The organism is Pseudomonas sp. Pse1, from assembly GCF_024519635.1.
GTDB lineage: Bacteria > Pseudomonadota > Gammaproteobacteria > Pseudomonadales > Pseudomonadaceae > Aquipseudomonas.
Window position 1 is genome coordinate 404,310 of record NZ_JALJRO010000001.1, and the last position, 18,194, is coordinate 422,503.

Sequence of the window (18,194 nt, forward strand, 5' to 3'; positions counted from 1 at the left end):
CAGGCCTGAACCAAGGAGCAAGAATACCCGCCACCGCCAGGTTTTGCATGGCTTCGCCTCACGGCCTACCCAACAGATGACTCATCGCCGTCTTCAACTTCATCGGCCGCACCGGTTTGTGCATCAGGGTATGGCCCAGCTCGCGGATCTGCTGTTTGAGTTCGTTGCTGTAATTGGCCGTTATCATCATCGCCGGAATCGCCGAACCGCGCCGGGCGTTGATCCGGGCCACGGCATCGACCCCGTTTTGCTCATCGTCCAGATGATAGTCGGCAATCAGCAAATCGGCTTCGGCGTGGTAGTTATCGACCTGCCGTGCCAAGTCCTGTTCCGACAGCGCGGTCACCACCCGACAGCCCCAGCCTTCGAGCAAGGTGCGCATGCCGGCGCAAATCGCCGCGTCGTTATCCAGCACCCAGACCCGTGCCCCGCGCAAACGCTCGAGCATCGGTTCGCTCATGACCAGGTTGGGTAAAGCTTTGGGCGCGGTCGCGCTGAGGGGGACTTCGATGGCGAACATCGAACCCTTGCCCGGCCACGAGCGCACGTGGATCCGGTGGCCAAGAATCCCGGCGATTTTCTCGACAATCGCCAGGCCCAACCCCAGCCCCCGATCCTGATGGGGACGCTGTACATCACCGCGCTTGAACTCCTGGAAAATTTCTTCCAGGCGATCCTCAGCGATGCCCATGCCGCTGTCCCAGACCTCGATCGACAAACGCTGGTGCTTGCGCCGGCAGCCCAGCACCACACGCCCACTATAGGTGTAGCGGATGGCATTGCTCAGCAGATTGCGCAGGATCCGCGCCAGTAACTGGATGTCGCTGCGCACCAGCGCCGAGCAACCGACAAAATGCAGGGCCAGGCCTTCGCTGCGGGCGACCTGGGTGTACTCGGCGGCAAGGTTCTCCAGCAGCTCGCTCAAGGCGAAGGGTGCGATGTCCGGGGTGATCACCCCGGCATCCAGCTTGGAAATATCCACCAGGGTGCCCAACAGATTCTCCACGTCCTCCAGCGAATTGCTGACATTGCGCACCAGATTCTCATTGGCCAGTGGCTCGCGGCGTTCAAGCAAGGCACTGGTGAACAGACGTGCGGCATTCAGCGGTTGCAGCAAGTCGTGGCTGACTGCCGCAAGAAATTTGGTTTTCGACAGATTGGCCCGTTCGGCGTCCAGCTTAGCCTCGCGCAGGCGCGACTCGACACGGCGACGCTCATCGATCTCGCTGCGCAGTTGATCGTTGAGGGTGGTCAGTTCCGCCGTGCGTTCACGCACCCGCAATTCCAGGCTTTGATACGCCTGGTGCAGCGCCTCGGCGGTGCGCCGACGCTCGGTGATGTCGCGAATCAGGACGAAAATCCCCACCACTTCGCCGGTGGCCAAGCGATTGGGCACGTAGGAACGCAGCATGTAGCGCTCCTGGTTGTTGATGTTGGTCTCGGCGAACTCGAAGGTCACACTCTCCCCGGCCAGCGCCCGCGCCACGTAGGACTCCAGGCGCTGGTAGTGCTGCTCGCTGTGCACTTCGCGCAGGCTCTGGCCGAGCATCACGCCCCGTGGCCAGCAGTACCACTGCTCGTAGACCTTGTTGGTGAACTCGTAGACCAGATCGGCGTTGAGGTAGGCAATCAGCGCCGGCACATGGTCGGTGATCAGGCGGATCCAGCGTTCGCTTTCAGCCAGGGCTTCGGCGTGCTGGTAGCGCTCGGTGATGTCGGTAAAGGTGTTGACGAAGCCGCCGGTAGGCAACGGATGGGTGCGGATTTCCAGAACCCGGCCATCGTACAGGCGCTGTTCGCATTCCTGCACCGGACGGCCGTTGTGGTCGCGGCTGGCCGGGGTTAGCAGTTGCAGCTCGCTGTCGCCGATCACCTCGGCGAACGGTCGATGGGCCGCCACCGGCGCCAGCCCGCTGAGTTCCAGAAAGCGCCGGTTCCACAGCTCGAGGATGCCCTCGGCATTGACCATCGCCACCCCTTGCGAGAGGTTGTCCACCGCCCGCTGTAACAGGTGGGACTTCTGCGCCACCGCCTGCTCGCGGCGCAGGGTTTCATTGAGTTTGACGTCGGTAATGTCGGTGAACAGGATCACCCGCCCGCCCTCTTGGGTCGGGCGCTCGCTGACCTGCAGCCAGCGGCCATTTTGCAGGCGATACAGAAGATTTTCGTCGGCGTGCCCGCGCGGTTCCTCGGTAAACAGCCCAGTGCCGGCCATCAACCGCTTGACCTCGCTCAGGCGCATGCCGGCAATAATACGCACCCGGCAGTTGCTCCAGAACGCCTTGAAGCGACTGTTGCACAACACGATGCGTTGGTCCGAGTCGAACAGCACAAAGGCGTCGGAAATGCTTTCGATGGCATCGATCAGGTGCTGGTGCGCGGTCTCGGCACGCAGGCGTGCTTCGCTGAGCAGGTGGTTGCCGGCCTTGAGCTCGGCCATCGCCTGGTTCAGCGCATCGGTTCGCTCACGCACCTGTTCGGCCAGCACCACTGAATGCTGGAACGCGGCGTAGGGGTCGTTGCCACGGGTACTGCCGGATTCGATGCGCTCGATCAGCGCACTGTTGATCCGTTGCAGCTTCGCCTTGTCACGCTGCAGCTCGGCAATCTGCGCCTGCAGCTCAGCGGTGTCCGGGAGCGCGGCCACGGGCAATGGCAACCCCGGTGAACGTCTGGTTGATATGCATGCCATTGAACTGTTCTCCGTAGGTGTTGAAGCCCATCACCCGCTGCTCGCGCAGGAAGCCACCGATCTGTTCCAGGCTGCCCGCATCCTGCAACTCCAGGCGGCGCAGAAAACAGTCGCAGCCAATGGTCAGCAGCAGCTCGCCGAGGCGTTCCTGCAGGCCATCGAACAGTTGTTCCAGGTTCGGCAGCATGGGCCCGGGGGTCATGGCGGTGAGGACAATGCCGTTTTCCACGGCGCAGTAAAAACTCAGGCTCAGGTCGGCATGCACCTGCTGGATTGCGCGCACGTAATATTGCTGGTTGATCCGCACCGCCAACGGATGCGCGGCGAAGATCCGGTGATCCAGCTCGCTCACCGGCACGCCGATGTGCCGCGCGTACTCCTCGGCGGCGGGCTCTGCGTTAAGCTCAAACACCCGCCGAGAGGCACTGTCGGCACCGGTCACCACCAGTTTTTCCTCTCGCGGGAGGATGTGGTGAGTGGTGAAAACTTCGAAGTCCAGCCAGGTGTTGACCAGCACCACCACCGCCGCACCACTGTGGAATTCGCCACCAAAATAGACGTGGGTGTGGGTCAGGTAGTTGTCGTCGCCGGCTGAACCGCCGAAATGCGGGATGTCACCGAGGGCCGCGCTGAGGGCCGCGAGAACCATTTCCTCTCGGCTCGACAGGCCATCGAGCAGGGTCAGGGCGAAGCTGTTGCCCTTGATCGGCGCCAGTGTGTTGCTGCGACAGCCACTGACCAGGCGTTCGACCATCTGCTGGGCGTCGATCAGGCTGAAGTGCTCCATTTCGTCGATTAATTCGGTCGAGATGGAGAAGTGCCGATGGTCAAAGCCCACCGCGCTGACGCAGTTGCGGCCATAGCCCTGAGGGGTGATTTCGCCGGCGCTGGTGCAGCCCACCAGGCGAATCCCGCCGAAACTTTCCTGCAAGGCCTGGCCCAGCGCCTGCAGATCGTACTCGGCCGAACAGAAGAACAGTACGAAGCCCAGGTGCGGATGCAACAACTGCCCCGCCAGTTCCTGGGCGGCCTGTTGGGCATCGCCGGCCTGGGACATGGCACTGACAACGCCTTCATTGGGAACCTGCTGCATGGTCGCCTCCGGCAGGTGCGCATGATTGAGCGTGAAGTGTACGAAGGCGCCGAGGCTGGACCTATGCTACTTGGGTAGCGGTCGGGGGCTTCGATGGGATGAAAAGCCAATGCAAGGCCACTGGAAACTGAACACAGAACCTGAGGGAGCTAGCCTGCTAGCTCCCTCAGGTTCTGTGGTATGTCGCCAATCTGTATCCACCCTCTGACCGAACAGCACTCCCCAGACAACGGCCGATGCGCGACCGCCATCCGGGGGGCTGTGCAGGGTTTACCAGGTCAGTACCGCGCCGACGGCGAAGGTATCGGTGTCTTCGTTCTGCGCGCTGGAGTCGTGGCCGGTGAGTTCGAACTGGTTGTACTCGGCGACCAGCTTGAGGTTGTCATTGACGTCATGGAACAACGCGATGCCGCGGGTCTCGTAGTCCGCGCCGCTGCCAACCACGCCGTTGCCGTCATCCTTAGTCTTGCCGTAGGACAGCGCTACGCGGTTCTTGCCGACTTTATATGAGCCCTGCAGCAGATAACCATCGCTGTCGACATTGCGCAGGGTCGGTTCGCCGGCGTTGTTGGTGTAAAACGGATTGATGCCCTTGGCCTGGAACCCGGAACCCGTCAGCGACAGGCCGCCGATCTTGGCTTGCACGCCATAACCGACCCCCTTGGAGGTCACGGTATCGACCGTTGAATCGGTATTGTCCGAAGTCTGGTAGCTGCCGTTGACCCAGCTGTAGATCTGCGCTCCGGCCAGGTCGAACTGATAGGTGATCTCGGTCTCGGTCCGTGGATTTTCCTGGTAGGCCTTGCCGGTCGGGCTGCTGTCGTTGGTGTCCACCGGGTCCATGATCCCCACCGCCACGCGCAAGCCGTCCAGCACCGGGGTGCGGTAAGTGATCTGCGACGTCGGGAACGGGTACGGATAGCCGGTGCCGATGTTGCCGAACGACACGCCGCCACCATCCACCAGGCCCAGGGTGTCGCTGACCTGGCCATACCCGGCCAGCAACTCATCGAGGAGGATGTTGGAGCGGGCAAACAACCCAAAGTCCTTACCAATCAGCACCTCGCCCCACTCCGGATTGGCCACCGTGCCGTAGAACTGCCGCACATCGATAGCGGTGTCGGTGCCGTTGGTTTCGCTGTCGTTGATGGTCACCCAGAACGAAGCCCGTGCCCCCAGTTTGAGGTCGTCGACCTGCTTGCCCATGTTGAAACCCAGGTAGTTGGGCAAAAAGCCCATCTTCACCCGCGATTGGCGGCGATCGTACTGGTCACCCTCACGGTCGACGTCGCTGTTCACATAGAAGGCGTTGATGTAACCGTCGGTGGAGAATGTGGTCTGGTCCTTGTCGTACAGCATGATCTCGGCCTGTACGACGGAGCTCAGGCCCAGGGTGGACAAGGTGGCGATAAAGGCTGGCAAGAAACGGTGCTGGAAATTCTTATTGTTGTGCATGGCGCGCTCCGCGACGGGGGGACTTGGTGTCGGAGGCGATTATCGAAAGCGGACAGACGGCGGCCTACGCTGCCTTGGAGGGAGTTTGCGGGTGCTTTGGACGGGCCGGTGGTGCGCGGCAACTTAGGCCCAAGACCGGGCCGGGCCTGGGCCCGGGACTTTGGGCTTAGGCCGCTGGAAGGCAGCGACCCACGACTCAGTAAGCGGCCTTGAAGGCCATGTACCCCGCCACCAGTACACAGACGCTGGCAAAGCCCAGTTGCAGGGCGCGGGCCGGAACCCGGGCGCAAAGCCTGCGACCCAGCACCATGCCGACGATGCTGGCGACAATAAAAGCCACCCCCAGCCGGTCGATACGCACGCCGGCATGCAAGGCGCCGATCACCCCAATCGCAGAGATCAGGCTGATAACCATCAACGAAGTGGCGACGATGCCGCGCATCTGTACATCGGTCAGTTGCTTGAACGCCGGGACAATCAGAAAGCCCCCTCCCACCCCCAGCAATCCGGAGACCACGCCAGTCACCGCGCCCAGGGTAGCCAGGGTCGCGGTGCACTTGGCGGTCCAGGAAAAGCGCCCGGTGTGTTGGTCGAGCATGCAGTTCTTCTGGCCCCAGTTGGCATGGCCATGATCGTTCGGCCCGGCGTCCAGCCGCTCACGGCGGAGCATGCGTGCGGCCACCAGGAGCATCAGCAGACTGAACAGGATCATCAGGATCTTTTCCGAGAGTTGATGCGCGAAATAGATGCCCAATGGCGAAAACAGCGCGCCCAACAGGGCAATCAACAGCGCCGCGCGGTAACGCACCAGGCCGTGGCGCAGGCCGTCGATGGCGCCCACCGCCGCCGCGCTGCCCACTGCGAACAACGCCACCGGGGCTGCGTCGGTCATGCTCCAACCAAGGCCGAGTACCAGCGCCGGCACCGCGAGGATGCCGCCACCGGCCCCGGTCAAGCCCAGGACCAACCCCATCACCACGCCAAACAGACTTGCCAGCAACATAAAACACTCGTCTTTCAGGGACAAAAGCCGGGAGCGCCCGGTATCGATGCACGACAGTCTAAATCCCGCTCTGCTGTTTTACCTGCGGATATGCCGTCGAACTGGTCAATCGAGTAAAAATCCTACTAACCTCTGGGCTTGACCTGACCGGAGCGGACCTTATGCCCGCCTTGTTCCAAGCTTTTTTCGACGACGCCTCCAAGACCTGCACCTACGTGGTCTACGAACAGGAAGGTGGTGCCTGCGCGATCGTCGATCCGGTGCTCGACTACGACCCGGCCTCGGGCCGTACGGGTACCGGCGAGGCTGACCGAGTGATCCGCTTCGTGCACGAGCATCGCTTGCAGGTGCAATGGCTGCTGGAGACCCACGCCCATGCCGATCACCTGTCCGCGGCGCCATACCTGCGCCGCGAACTGGGTGGACGAATCGGTATTGGCCAGCACATTGGCACGGTGCAGAAGGTGTTCAAGCAGCTGTTCAACCTCGAAGCCGAGTTTTCGGTGGATGGCTCACAGTTCGATCACCTGTTCGCCGCCGATGAACCATTCGCCATCGGCAACATGACAGCCAAAGCCCTGCATGTACCCGGCCATACCCCGGCGGACATGGCCTACCTGATCGACAATGACTCGATCCTGGTCGGCGACACGCTGTTCATGCCCGACGTCGGCACCGCCCGCTGCGACTTCCCCGGCGGTGATGCCCGGCAGCTATACGCCTCGATCCAGCGCCTGCTGGCCTACCCGCCCGCCACCCGCCTGTACGTTTGCCACGACTATCCACCGACCGGCCGCGAGCTGCAGTGCCAGAGCAGCGTGGCCGAACAGCGAGCCCATAACATTCATGTGCATGACGGGATCGATGAAGCGGCTTTCGTCGAAATGCGCACCCAGCGCGATGCCGGACTGGGCATGCCGACGCTGTTGCTGCCGGCGATTCAGGTGAATGTGCGGGCGGGGCATTTGCCGCCGGCAGAAGACAACGGTGTGATCTACCTGAAGATCCCGCTGAATCAGCTCTGAGTGAAACTCAATTGCCCAGGGTCATGCCATTGGCCGGCAACGGCAGTGCGGTCTTGTAGCGCACCTGCTTGAGGGCAAAGCTGGAGCGGATGTTCGCGACGCCCGGCACCTTGGTCAGGAAGTCCATCATGAATCGTTCCAGCGACTGAATGGTCGGCACCAGCACCCGGATCAGGTAGTCCGGGTCGCCGGCCATCAGGTAACACTCCATCACCTCCGGGCGGTCGGCGATGGCTTCTTCAAAGTGCTGCAACGCCTCTTCCACCTGCTTTTCCAGGCTGACGTGGATGAACACATTAACGTGCAAACCCAGCAGGTCGGCATCCAGCAGAGTCACCTGCTCGCGAATCAGCCCCAGTTCTTCCATGGCCTTGACCCGGTTGAAACAGGGGGTGGGCGACAGGTTGACCGAGCGGGCCAGGTCGGCATTGGTGATGCGTGCGTTCTCCTGAAGGCTGTTGAGAATGCCGATATCGGTACGGTCCAGTTTACGCATGAGACGAAATCACCTGTTTTTTATGTTTATGCAGTTTTTTTATCCTCAAATGATCTTTCATGCAACGAAACAGAGATAAATATTCTTCTGCGGCGGGCCTATGATTGTTGTAGGACAAGATTCATCCGACCCGGACGAAAACTGTCAGCTCACTACAAGAAATTCACAAGATCGAGCGTAGAAGCCATGACCCAAGCGTATGAACCGCTGCGTCTTCACGTGCCTGAACCCTCGGGCCGTCCTGGATGCAAAACCGACTTCTCCTACCTGCACCTGACCGATGCCGGCACGGTGCGCAAGCCCCCCATCGACGTAGAACCGGCTGACACCGCCGACCTGGCCCGTGGCCTGATCCGTGTGCTCGATGACCAGGGCAACGCCCTGGGCCCGTGGGCTGAAGGGGTGCCGTCCGAGATCCTTCGCAAGGGCATGCGCGCCATGCTCAAGACGCGGATCTACGACAACCGCATGGTGGTCGCCCAGCGTCAGAAAAAAATGTCGTTCTATATGCAGAGCCTTGGCGAAGAAGCCATCGGCAGCGCTCAGGCCCTGGCCCTGAACATCGATGACATGTGCTTCCCGACCTATCGCCAGCAAAGCATCCTGATGGCCCGAGAGGTGCCGCTGGTGGACCTGATCTGCCAACTGCTGTCCAACGAGCGCGATCCGCTCAAGGGTCGCCAGTTGCCGATCATGTACTCGGTCAAGGACTTCGGCTTCTTTACCATTTCGGGCAACCTCGCCACCCAATTCATCCAGGGCGTGGGCTGGGGCATGGCCTCGGCGATCAAGGGCGACACCAAAATCGCCTCGGCCTGGATCGGCGACGGTGCCACCGCCGAGTCGGACTTCCACACCGCCCTGACCTTTGCCCACGTGTACCGCGCGCCGGTGATCCTCAACGTGGTCAACAACCAGTGGGCCATTTCCACCTTCCAGGCGATTGCTGGCGGTGAAGCCACCACCTTTGCCGGACGTGGCGTGGGTTGCGGCATCGCCTCGCTGCGGGTCGACGGCAACGACTTTGTCGCGGTGTATGCCGCTTCCGCCTGGGCGGCAGAGCGCGCACGGCGCAACCTCGGCCCGACCATGATCGAATGGGTCACCTACCGCGCTGGTCCGCACTCGACCTCCGACGATCCCTCGAAATACCGTCCGGCCGATGACTGGAGCCACTTCCCGCTGGGTGACCCGATTGCCCGCCTGAAGCAGCACCTGGTGAAAATCGGCCAGTGGTCCGAAGAGGAACACAGCACCGTCAGCGCCGAACTGGAAGCCGAAGTGATCGCCGCGCAGAAACAGGCCGAGCAGTACGGCACCCTCGCCGGCGGGCAGATTCCGAGCGCCGCGACCATGTTCGAGGACGTCTATAAAGAGATGCCGGAGCACTTGAAGCGCCAGCGTCAAGAGTTGGGGATCTGAGATGAACGATCACAACAACCATATCGAGCTGGAAACCGCCATGACCACCACTACCATGACCATGATCCAGGCCCTGCGCTCGGCCATGGATGTGATGCTTGAGCGAGACGATAACGTCGTGGTGTTCGGCCAGGATGTCGGCTATTTCGGTGGCGTGTTCCGCTGCACCGAAGGCCTGCAGAATAAGTACGGCACCTCGCGGGTGTTTGATGCGCCAATCTCGGAAAGCGGCATCGTCGGCGTTGCTGTCGGCATGGGTGCCTACGGCCTGCGTCCGGTGGCGGAAATCCAGTTCGCCGACTACGTCTACCCGGCTTCCGACCAGATCATTTCCGAAGCCGCGCGCCTGCGTTATCGCTCGGCCGGCGAATTCACCGCGCCCATGACCCTGCGCATGCCATGCGGCGGCGGCATCTACGGTGGCCAGACCCACAGCCAGAGCATCGAGGCGATGTTCACCCAGGTCTGCGGCCTGCGCACCGTGATGCCGTCCAACCCCTATGACGCCAAGGGCCTGCTGATCGCCTCCATCGAAAACGATGACCCGGTGATCTTCCTTGAGCCCAAGCGCCTGTACAACGGCCCGTTCGACGGTCACCACGACCGCCCGGTAACGCCGTGGTCGAAACACCCGGCCGCACAGGTCCCTGACGGTTACTACACGGTGCCGCTGGACGTCGCCGCGATTACCCGTCCGGGCAAAGCCGTGACCATCCTGACCTACGGCACCACCGTTTATGTCTCGCAAGTGGCCGCCGAGGAAGCCGGCATCGATGCCGAAGTCATCGACCTGCGCAGCCTGTGGCCGCTGGACCTGGAGACCATCGTCAAGTCGGTGAAAAAGACCGGCCGCTGCGTAGTCGTCCACGAAGCGACCCGCACCTGCGGTTTCGGTGCCGAGCTGGTGGCACTGGTGCAGGAGCATTGCTTCCACTACCTGGAAGCGCCGATCGAGCGCGTCACCGGTTGGGACACCCCCTACCCGCACGCGCAGGAGTGGGCGTATTTCCCAGGGCCGTCCCGAGTGGGCGCGGCGTTGAAACGGGTCATGGAGGTCTGAATGGGCACGCACGTTATTAAAATGCCGGACATTGGCGAAGGCATTGCAGAAGTGGAACTGTCGGTCTGGCACGTCAAGGTCGGCGACATGGTGGTGGAAGACCAGGTGCTGGCCGATGTCATGACCGACAAGGCGATGGTGGATATTCCCTCGCCGGTGCATGGCAAGGTGATCGCCCTGGGCGGTGTGCCCGGTGAAGTCATGGCCGTGGGCAGCATCCTGATCAGCATCGAAGTCGAAGGTGCGGGCAACTATAAGGAGTCCGCGCAACCGGCTGTGGCAGCACCAGCGGCCAAGGCCGAAGTCGAGGCTCCTAAAGCCGCTCCGGCGCCCAAGGTCGAGCCAGCCGTCAGCAAGCCGGCTGCCGCCTGCCGCCCAGCGCCCCAGGCGCCGGTGGCGCGGGAAGCCAACGAACGTCCGCTGGCCTCCCCGGCGGTGCGCAAGCACGCCCTGGATGCCGGTATCCAGTTGCGTCTGGTACAGGGCAGCGGCCCGGCTGGTCGCATCCTTCACGAAGACCTCGACGCCTATCTGGCGCAGGGCCCGGTGAGTACTTCGACGGGCGGTGCGAGCTACAGCGCACGGCATAACGAAGAACAAATCCCGGTGATCGGCATGCGCCGCAAGATTGCCCAGCGCATGCAGGACGCTACCCAGCGCGCGGCGCATTTCAGTTATGTCGAGGAAATCGACGTGACTGCCGTGGAAGAGTTGCGTGCGCACCTCAACGAAAAACACGGTGCGAGTCGCGGCAAGCTGACCTTGCTGCCGTTCCTGGTGCGCGCCATGGTCGTCGCCCTGCGCGACTTCCCGCAGATCAACGCCCGCTACGACGACGAAGCCCAAGTCATCACTCGCCTTGGCGCGGTGCACGTGGGCATCGCCACCCAAGCCGACATCGGCCTGATGGTGCCGGTGGTGCGTCACGCCGAAGCCCGCAGCCTGTGGGACAGCGCCGCGGAAATCACCCGCCTGGCCACCGCCGCGCGCAACGGCAAAGCCAGCCGCGACGAGCTGTCGGGTTCGAGCATCACCCTGACCAGCCTTGGCGCCCTCGGCGGCATCGTCAGCACGCCGGTGCTGAACCTGCCGGAAGTGGCAATCATCGGGGTCAACAAGATTGTCGAGCGGCCGATGGTCATCAAAGGCCAGATCGTCATTCGCAAGATGATGAACCTCTCCAGCTCCTTCGATCACCGGGTGGTCGATGGCATGGACGCGGCGCTCTTCATCCAGGCCCTGCGTGGCCTGCTCGAACAACCCGCTACGCTGTTTGTGGAGTAAGGCATGCAGACTCTGAACACCACGCTGCTGATCATCGGCGGCGGTCCCGGCGGTTACGTGGCGGCGATTCGCGCCGGCCAGTTGGGGATCAACACGATCCTGGTCGAAGGCCAGGCGCTGGGCGGCACTTGCCTGAACATCGGCTGCATTCCCTCGAAAGCGCTGATCCATGTCGCCGAACAGTTTCACCAGACTCAAAAGCACAACCAGTATTCGGCGCTGGGCATCACTGTCGCTGCGCCGAGCCTCGACATCAGCAAGAGCGTTGAGTGGAAGGACGGCATCGTTGATCGCCTGACCACCGGCGTCGCCGCCCTGCTGAAAAAACACAAGGTCCAGGTGATTCATGGCTGGGCCAAAATCGTTGATGGCAAGACCGTCGACGTCGGCGACACGCGGATCCAGTGCGAACACCTGCTGCTGGCTACCGGCTCGAAATCTGTCAATCTGCCGATGCTGCCAATCGGTGGACCGATCATCTCTTCTACCGAAGCCCTGGCGCCCAAAAGCCTGCCAAAACGCCTGATCGTGGTCGGCGGCGGCTACATCGGCCTGGAGCTGGGAATTGCCTATCGCAAGCTGGGCGCCGAGGTCAGCGTGGTCGAAGCCCAGGAGCGCATCCTGCCGGCTTACGACGCTGAACTGACCCAGCCGGTACAGGAAGAGCTGAAAAAGCTCGGCGTGAAGCTTTACTTGAAACATAGCGTTCAAGGCTTTGATTCAAAAGATAATACCTTGCAAGTTCTGGATCAGAATGGCCACACCTTGAACCTGGAGACCGACCAGGTGCTGGTGGCGGTGGGCCGCAAGCCCAACACCCAGGGCTGGAATCTGGAAGCGCTGAACCTGCAAATGAATGGCGCGGCGATCCAGATCGATAACCGTTGCCAGACCAGCATGCGCAATGTCTACGCCATTGGCGACCTGAGTGGCGAACCGATGCTCGCGCACCGCGCCATGGCTCAGGGTGAGATGGTCGCGGAGCTGATCAGCGGCAAATCCCGGGAGTTCAACCCGACGGCGATTGCCGCGGTGTGCTTCACCGATCCGGAACTGGTGGTGGTCGGCAAGACCCCGGACGACGCCAAGGCCGCCGGCCTGGACTGCATCGTCGCGAACTTCCCGTTCGCCGCCAATGGCCGGGCGATGACCCTGGAATCGAAAAGCGGCTTCGTGCGCGTGGTCGCCCGCCGCGACAATCACCTGATTGTCGGCTGGCAGGCGGTAGGCGTCGGGGTTTCGGAGTTGTCCACCGCCTTCGGCCAGAGCCTGGAAATGGGCGCACGCCTGGAAGACATCGCCGGCACCATCCATGCCCACCCGACACTGGGTGAGGCGGTGCAGGAAGCGGCGTTGCGGGCACTTGGCCACGCACTGCACCTGTAATTCAGGGTGATTGATGGCGGCAGAGATGACCTCTTCGCGAGCAGGCTCGCTCCCACAGGAGGAATGCATTTCAAATGTGGGAGCGAGCCCGCTCGCGAATTCTCGAAGGCAACTCGATTTATCTGCCCGTCATCCGATCGTACGGGCTGCGAAACCGGCCCGGAATGAAGTATTGTTGTGCCCATCCAGAAAAACGTCAGAAGCTTGAGCCACTCAGGCGATTGTTAAGTGATAGAGGGTGTCATGGGTAACGAGAGCATCAATTGGGACACGCTGGGTTTTGACTACATCAAGACTGACAAGCGCTATCTGTCGCACTTTCGCAATGGCGAGTGGGACAAAGGCAGCCTGACCGACGACAATGTGCTGCACATCAGCGAAGGCTCCACCGCTCTGCACTACGGCCAGCAATGCTTCGAAGGCCTGAAGGCCTATCGTTGCAAAGACGGCTCGATCAACCTGTTCCGCCCGGACCAGAACGCCCAGCGCATGCAACGCAGCTGTGCGCGCCTGCTGATGCCGTTCGTCGAAACCGAACAGTTCATCGAAGCCTGCAAGGCCGTGGTTCGCGCCAACGAGCGTTTCATTCCGCCTTACGGCACTGGCGGCGCGCTGTATCTGCGTCCGTTCGTGATCGGCGTCGGTGACAACATCGGCGTGCGCACTGCACCCGAGTTCATCTTCTCGATCTTCGCCATCCCGGTCGGTGCCTACTTCAAGGGCGGCCTGACCCCGCACAACTTCCTGATCTCCAGCTTCGACCGTGCCGCTCCCCAGGGCACCGGCGCGGCCAAGGTCGGTGGCAACTACGCCGCCAGCCTGATGCCAGGTTCGGAAGCGAAGAAGGCGAAATTCGCCGACGCCATCTACCTCGACCCGATGACCCACTCGAAAATCGAGGAAGTCGGTTCGGCCAACTTCTTCGGTATCACCCACGACGACAAGTTCGTGACGCCGAAGTCGCCATCGGTCCTGCCGGGCATCACCCGCCTGTCGTTGATCGAGCTGGCGAAATCGCGCCTGGGCCTGGAAGTGGTCGAAGGCGACGTGCTGATCGACAAGCTGTCGGACTTCAAGGAAGCCGGCGCCTGCGGTACTGCTGCGGTGATCACGCCAATCGGCGGCATCAGCTACAAAGACCACCTGCACGTGTTCCATAGCGAAACCGAAGTCGGCCCGATCACCCAGAAGCTCTACAAAGAGCTGACCGGTGTGCAAACCGGCGACGTCGAAGCGCCAGCGGGCTGGATCGTCAAGGTCTAAGCAACGTTTGAAACGCTGAAAAGCCCGCCCCTCGCGTTTGCGTCGGGCGGGCTTTTTTATGGCTGCGCTGGTTGCATTGACCCTTGCCCAACCTGCTCCAGGCAGACCGGCTGGGCCACCAGCCAGTCGACAAACAGCCGCGCCTGCGCCGATCCCGAACCGGCAACCGCGTAGTAATAGTCCGGCAGCGGCATGCGCAACGCCGGCAGCGGACAGACCAGGCGACCGCTGGCCAGATGGCTGCCGAGCAATGAGGTCGGACACAAGGCCACGCCCTGCCCCTCGACCGTGGCTTCCAGCACCCGGTGCATGTGCTCGAACTGGCGCGTTTGTTGGCCGATCGGACGGGCCTGCCCCAGGTACATCGCCCAGTTGTGCCAATCCTCACGACGCGCCTTGGCCGTGAGCAAACTGTGCTGCGCCAGCGCATGGAAATCCGCCAGGCCCTGGCGGGCGAGCAGCGAAGGCGCTGCCACCAGCACCAGTTCGTCGGTAAACAAGGGTTGGGCATCCAGCCCGGGGGCCCAGTCATCGCGACCGCGGCGAATCACCACGTCAAACTCATCGCGCGCCTGATCCGGGGCCAATGTCTGGGTGATCACCTGCGGGGTGATATGCGGATGGCGTGCCGTGAAGTCGTGCAACCGGGGCTCCAGCCACAGCAAGGCAAAGGATGGGCGGACGTTGATCTTCACCGTCGGCCTCGCGGCCTGCTGCTTCAACGCAGCCGCCGCCTGGGCAATTTGTTCAAGACCGGCGCTGACCTGCTCATAAAAGCGCTGGCCGGCGGGCGTCAGCAGCGATTGACGCACGCGCCGTTCGAACAGCAGCACACCGAGGTGCGCTTCCAGCAATTTGATATGACGGCTGACTGCGCTGTGGCTGACATGCAGCTCCTCGGCCGCCAGGCTGAAGCTCTGGTGACGTGCGGCAACGGCGAAGGCACGAACGGCATTTAAGGGGGGTAATGGATTCATGTGTCTAATTTAGTCACCTATGCCGTGCATTTAAAGCGTTTGTCAGCGTTTGCGGGTAACGCCACTGTGCCTGCGTCCACTCGCCGTTTATCAAGGAGCTCATCATGCACAGCTACGGATTGTTTCTGTTGTTCGCCACCCTGACGGTCCTCAGCCCGGGACCAGGCGTGCTGCTGACCCTGTCGAATGCCCTGCGCCATGGTTTCTGGGGCGCGTTGCCGGGAATCCTCGGCATTGCCTCAGGCGCCTTTGTCGTCGCGGCCATCAGTGCCACCAGCGTCGGCCTGGTCCTCAGCACTTCGGCCCAGGCCTTTACCGTATTGAAGTACGCCGGCGCCGCTTACCTGCTGTACCTGGGTATCAAAAGCTGGCGTGGCGGCAACTTCAGTGCGCGCCTGCATGCCCGCCCCTCCCGGCCGGGCTATCGGTTCCTCGAAGCCGCGTCGATCCAGTTTCTCAATCCCAAGGCGATTTTCTTTTTCCTCGCCGTGTTTCCGCAATTCATCGACCCGGGCCTGGCGTTTCGCCCGCAGTTCCTGGCCCTGGTCGGTTCATACGCGGTGGTGGTGATTCTGGTACACAGCGGCTACGCCCTGCTGGCGAATGCCGCCAAAGGCTGGCTGTCGAGCGAAAAAGGTGCCTGGATCGCGGCGAAAGTCTCGGGCGTGACCTTCACCGGATTTGGTCTGTTGATGGCCTCGGCCAGTCGCTGAGCCCGCCGCGTAAATCTCAATCGTCGCGGGTCAGCACTTCCAGCAGTTCAATCTCGAACTTCAGGTTCGAGTTGGGCGGGATGCTGCCCACGCTGCGTTCGCCATAACCCAGGTGCGCCGGCACCCGCAGCTCGCGCTTGCCACCGACCTGCATCCCGATGATGCCCTGGTCCCAGCCCTTGATCACCCGTCCGGTGCCGATCACACACTGGAACGGCTTGCCGCGACTCCAGGAGGAATCGAACTCGCTGCCGTCCTCCAGCCAACCGCGGTACTGGGTGGTGATCAACGCGCCTTTGACAGCCTTTTTACCCTCACCCACTACCAGGTCGATGATCTGTAATTCTTCGTTCATTGCCGCTCTCGCCTGTCATACGCCTTAATTAATCAGCCGCGATACTTACCGACCCATGCAGTGAATGCAACACGCCGTTACACTGCGCCTCGAAGTACACGGAATCCGTTCCGTGCTCAGCCTATACAAGCCCCCCAGGAGTGATCGATGCACGAGGAAGGAAGCCTGTTGCAGGCCGCCGTGGTTTTTCTGTTTGCCGCCGTACTCACGGTACCGCTGGCCAAACGCCTGCAACTGGGCGCTGTGCTCGGTTACCTTCTGGCCGGTCTGATCATCGGGCCGTCGGTGCTCGGCTTGATCGGCAACCCGCAAAGCGTGATGCACATTTCCGAACTGGGCGTGGTGTTGCTGTTGTTCATCATTGGCCTGGAGTTGTCGCCACGACGTCTGTGGGTGATGCGCAAGGCGGTGTTCGGCGTCGGTCTGGCCCAGGTGCTGCTGACCGCCTCGTTGATCGGCGTGCTGGCGTTCTACGTGTTTGGCCAGAAACTCAACAGTGCCATCGTGCTCGGTCTTGGTCTGGCGTTGTCGTCTACGGCCCTGGGCCTGCAAAGCCTGGCCGAACGCAAGGAGCTGACCAGCCCCCACGGGCGCCTGGCCTTTGCCATCCTGCTGTTCCAGGACATCGCGGCAATCCCGCTGATCGCCATGGTCCCGGCCCTGGCCGGCCGCAGCGACACCACGACCACCGCCGAAGAAATCAACCATGCCCTGCAAGTGTTCGGCAGCATTGCCGTGGTGGTGGTCGGCGGGCGCTACCTGTTGCGCCCAGTGTTTCGCATCGTCGCCAAAAGCGGCTTGCCGGAGGTTTCAACCGCCACCGCCTTGCTGGTGGTGATCGGCACCGCCTGGCTGATGGACGAGGTAGGCGTGTCGATGGCCCTCGGCGCATTTCTCGCCGGCTTGCTGCTGGCCGACTCAGAGTACCGTCACGAACTGGAAGCGCAGATCGAGCCGTTCAAGGGCCTGCTGCTCGGTCTGTTCTTCATGAGTGTGGGCATGGGTGCCAACCTCGATTTGCTGTTCAGCGCGCCGCTCGCCGTGCTGGGCATGACCCTGCTGCTGATTTCGGTAAAACTGCCGCTGCTGTACTTGGTCGGCAGCCTCGCCGGCGGCCTCAACCGCTTGAGCGCGGTACGCCTGGGGGTGGTGCTGGCTGCCGGCGGCGAGTTCGCCTTCGTGGTGTTCAAGATGGGCCGCGACCATAATCTGTTCGATGCAAGGCTGTATGACATGCAGGTGCTGACGATTACCCTGTCGATGGCGATCACCCCGCTGTTGATGCTGATGTGCGCCCGTCTGGCGAAAACCAAGGTCGAACCGGTGGCCGTGCCGCCGCACCTGCGCGAGATCGACACCGACGCGCCGCGGGTGGTGATTGCCGGTATGGGCCGTATGGGGCAGATCGTCGCGCGGATCCTGCGGGCGCAGAAAATCGAATTCGTCGCCCTCGACACGTCGGTGGAGACCATCGAGTTGTCGCGCAGCTTCGGTGGCGTGCCGGTGTTCTACGGCGACCCGATGCGCCCGGAAATCCTCAGCGCGGCCAAGGTCGGCGAAGCGGAGTTCTTCATCATCGCCACCGACGATCCGCAAACCAACATCAAGACCGCCGAACTGGTGCGCAAGCTCTACCCGCACATGAAAATCATCGCCCGCGCCCGCAACCGCCAGCACGTGCACCGGCTGATGGACCTCGGTGCCGACGCCGTGCGCGAAACCTACTACTCCAGCCTGGAAATGAGCCGCCGCACCTTGCGCGGCTTGGGTTTGAGCCAGGCCCAGGCCGACGCGCGGATCAAGCTGTTCAGCCATCACGATGAACAGGTCCTGGAAGCCCAGCACGCGATCTACGACGACGCGGCCAAGGTGCTGCAAACCGCCCAGGAGTCCCGCGCCGAGTTGGCGCGCTTGTTCGAGGCCGACCAGATCCAGGACGATGCCGGAAAACGCCTGTGATCCGCCATTTG

The 18,194-nt window shown here is 62.2% G+C and carries 15 protein-coding genes; 8 read left to right on the plus strand and 7 right to left on the minus strand.

Annotated elements, in window-relative coordinates:
• Positions 1-58: 58 nt before the first annotated feature.
• The 4 genes from nahK to NR126_RS01775 form a co-directional block, all read right to left on the minus strand.
• Positions 59-2,692 carry a hybrid sensor histidine kinase/response regulator NahK/ErcS' gene (gene nahK / locus NR126_RS01760; RefSeq protein ID WP_081786424.1) on the minus strand — a complete coding sequence of 878 codons (2,634 nt, stop codon included), beginning with the start codon at positions 2,690-2,692 and terminating at the stop codon, positions 59-61.
• Positions 2,622-3,785 carry a nitric oxide-sensing protein NosP gene (nosP, locus tag NR126_RS01765; protein ID WP_027620878.1) on the minus strand — a complete coding sequence of 388 codons (1,164 nt, stop codon included), beginning with the start codon at positions 3,783-3,785 and terminating at the stop codon, positions 2,622-2,624. The genes nahK and nosP overlap by 71 nt, the downstream gene beginning before the upstream one ends.
• Before the next feature lie 270 nt (positions 3,786-4,055).
• Positions 4,056-5,240: a porin gene (locus tag NR126_RS01770; RefSeq protein WP_027620877.1), complete on the minus strand. Its 1,185-nt coding sequence runs from the start codon at positions 5,238-5,240 to the stop codon at positions 4,056-4,058.
• A gap of 196 nt (positions 5,241-5,436) precedes the next feature.
• Positions 5,437-6,243, minus strand: a complete 807-nt coding sequence (locus NR126_RS01775) for a sulfite exporter TauE/SafE family protein (protein ID WP_027620876.1) — start codon at positions 6,241-6,243, stop codon at positions 5,437-5,439.
• 161 nt (positions 6,244-6,404) lie between these two features.
• Between NR126_RS01775 and NR126_RS01780 the strand changes: the two genes are divergently transcribed.
• Positions 6,405-7,268 carry an MBL fold metallo-hydrolase gene (locus tag NR126_RS01780; RefSeq protein WP_256829546.1) on the plus strand — a complete coding sequence of 288 codons (864 nt, stop codon included), beginning with the start codon at positions 6,405-6,407 and terminating at the stop codon, positions 7,266-7,268.
• Positions 7,269-7,275: 7 nt separating this feature from the next.
• Here NR126_RS01780 and bkdR read toward each other — a convergent pair whose 3' ends face one another.
• The gene (gene bkdR, locus NR126_RS01785) at positions 7,276-7,764 is read right to left on the minus strand and encodes a Bkd operon transcriptional regulator BkdR (protein ID WP_027620873.1); all 489 of its coding nucleotides are present in this window, start codon (positions 7,762-7,764) and stop codon (positions 7,276-7,278) included.
• A gap of 186 nt (positions 7,765-7,950) precedes the next feature.
• Here bkdR and NR126_RS01790 point away from each other — a divergent pair, with 186 nt between their 5' ends.
• The 5 genes from NR126_RS01790 (at position 7,951) to NR126_RS01810 (ending at position 14,179) form a co-directional block, all read left to right on the plus strand.
• The gene (locus NR126_RS01790; protein ID WP_027620872.1) at positions 7,951-9,186 is read left to right on the plus strand and encodes a 3-methyl-2-oxobutanoate dehydrogenase (2-methylpropanoyl-transferring) subunit alpha; all 1,236 of its coding nucleotides are present in this window, start codon (positions 7,951-7,953) and stop codon (positions 9,184-9,186) included.
• A gap of 1 nt (position 9,187) precedes the next feature.
• Positions 9,188-10,246, plus strand: a complete 1,059-nt coding sequence (locus tag NR126_RS01795) for an alpha-ketoacid dehydrogenase subunit beta (protein WP_027620871.1) — start codon at positions 9,188-9,190, stop codon at positions 10,244-10,246.
• The gene (locus NR126_RS01800) at positions 10,247-11,530 is read left to right on the plus strand and encodes a dihydrolipoamide acetyltransferase family protein (protein WP_256829547.1); all 1,284 of its coding nucleotides are present in this window, start codon (positions 10,247-10,249) and stop codon (positions 11,528-11,530) included.
• Between the two features lie 3 nt (positions 11,531-11,533).
• Positions 11,534-12,916: a dihydrolipoyl dehydrogenase gene (lpdA, locus tag NR126_RS01805; protein ID WP_027620869.1), complete on the plus strand. Its 1,383-nt coding sequence runs from the start codon at positions 11,534-11,536 to the stop codon at positions 12,914-12,916.
• A 243-nt stretch (positions 12,917-13,159) separates the two neighbouring features.
• A complete protein-coding gene (locus tag NR126_RS01810; protein WP_027620868.1) occupies positions 13,160-14,179 on the plus strand; it encodes a branched-chain amino acid aminotransferase in 1,020 nt (339 codons plus the stop codon).
• A gap of 56 nt (positions 14,180-14,235) precedes the next feature.
• Here NR126_RS01810 and NR126_RS01815 read toward each other — a convergent pair whose 3' ends face one another.
• Complete coding sequence (locus NR126_RS01815; protein WP_256829549.1) at positions 14,236-15,156, minus strand: LysR substrate-binding domain-containing protein; 921 nt, start codon at positions 15,154-15,156, stop codon at positions 14,236-14,238.
• A gap of 104 nt (positions 15,157-15,260) precedes the next feature.
• Here NR126_RS01815 and NR126_RS01820 point away from each other — a divergent pair, with 104 nt between their 5' ends.
• Positions 15,261-15,869, plus strand: coding sequence for a LysE family translocator (locus tag NR126_RS01820; RefSeq protein WP_027620866.1), 609 nt, complete (start codon positions 15,261-15,263; stop codon positions 15,867-15,869).
• 16 nt (positions 15,870-15,885) lie between these two features.
• On the opposite strand, the gene NR126_RS01825 is transcribed toward NR126_RS01820, so the two are convergent.
• The gene (locus tag NR126_RS01825) at positions 15,886-16,224 is read right to left on the minus strand and encodes an FKBP-type peptidyl-prolyl cis-trans isomerase (protein ID WP_027620865.1); all 339 of its coding nucleotides are present in this window, start codon (positions 16,222-16,224) and stop codon (positions 15,886-15,888) included.
• Between the two features lie 147 nt (positions 16,225-16,371).
• On the opposite strand from NR126_RS01825, the gene NR126_RS01830 reads away from it, so the two are divergent.
• Positions 16,372-18,183, plus strand: coding sequence for a monovalent cation:proton antiporter-2 (CPA2) family protein (locus tag NR126_RS01830; protein ID WP_027620864.1), 1,812 nt, complete (start codon positions 16,372-16,374; stop codon positions 18,181-18,183).
• Positions 18,184-18,194 lie beyond the last annotated feature (11 nt).

What these genes read in the sequence shown, in the direction of transcription:
- nahK (WP_081786424.1), bottom strand. Translation starts at nt 2,692, where the DNA reads ATGGCATGCATATCAACCAGACGTTCACCGGGGTTGCCATTGCCCGTG.
- nosP (WP_027620878.1), bottom strand. Translation starts at nt 3,785, where the DNA reads ATGCAGCAGGTTCCCAATGAAGGCGTTGTCAGTGCCATGTCCCAGGCC.
- NR126_RS01770 (WP_027620877.1), bottom strand. Translation starts at nt 5,240, where the DNA reads ATGCACAACAATAAGAATTTCCAGCACCGTTTCTTGCCAGCCTTTATC.
- NR126_RS01775 (WP_027620876.1), bottom strand. Translation starts at nt 6,243, where the DNA reads ATGTTGCTGGCAAGTCTGTTTGGCGTGGTGATGGGGTTGGTCCTGGGC.
- NR126_RS01780 (WP_256829546.1), top strand. Translation starts at nt 6,405, where the DNA reads ATGCCCGCCTTGTTCCAAGCTTTTTTCGACGACGCCTCCAAGACCTGC.
- bkdR (WP_027620873.1), bottom strand. Translation starts at nt 7,764, where the DNA reads ATGCGTAAACTGGACCGTACCGATATCGGCATTCTCAACAGCCTTCAG.
- NR126_RS01790 (WP_027620872.1), top strand. Translation starts at nt 7,951, where the DNA reads ATGACCCAAGCGTATGAACCGCTGCGTCTTCACGTGCCTGAACCCTCG.
- NR126_RS01795 (WP_027620871.1), top strand. Translation starts at nt 9,188, where the DNA reads ATGAACGATCACAACAACCATATCGAGCTGGAAACCGCCATGACCACC.
- NR126_RS01800 (WP_256829547.1), top strand. Translation starts at nt 10,247, where the DNA reads ATGGGCACGCACGTTATTAAAATGCCGGACATTGGCGAAGGCATTGCA.
- lpdA (WP_027620869.1), top strand. Translation starts at nt 11,534, where the DNA reads ATGCAGACTCTGAACACCACGCTGCTGATCATCGGCGGCGGTCCCGGC.
- NR126_RS01810 (WP_027620868.1), top strand. Translation starts at nt 13,160, where the DNA reads ATGGGTAACGAGAGCATCAATTGGGACACGCTGGGTTTTGACTACATC.
- NR126_RS01815 (WP_256829549.1), bottom strand. Translation starts at nt 15,156, where the DNA reads ATGAATCCATTACCCCCCTTAAATGCCGTTCGTGCCTTCGCCGTTGCC.
- NR126_RS01820 (WP_027620866.1), top strand. Translation starts at nt 15,261, where the DNA reads ATGCACAGCTACGGATTGTTTCTGTTGTTCGCCACCCTGACGGTCCTC.
- NR126_RS01825 (WP_027620865.1), bottom strand. Translation starts at nt 16,224, where the DNA reads ATGAACGAAGAATTACAGATCATCGACCTGGTAGTGGGTGAGGGTAAA.
- NR126_RS01830 (WP_027620864.1), top strand. Translation starts at nt 16,372, where the DNA reads ATGCACGAGGAAGGAAGCCTGTTGCAGGCCGCCGTGGTTTTTCTGTTT.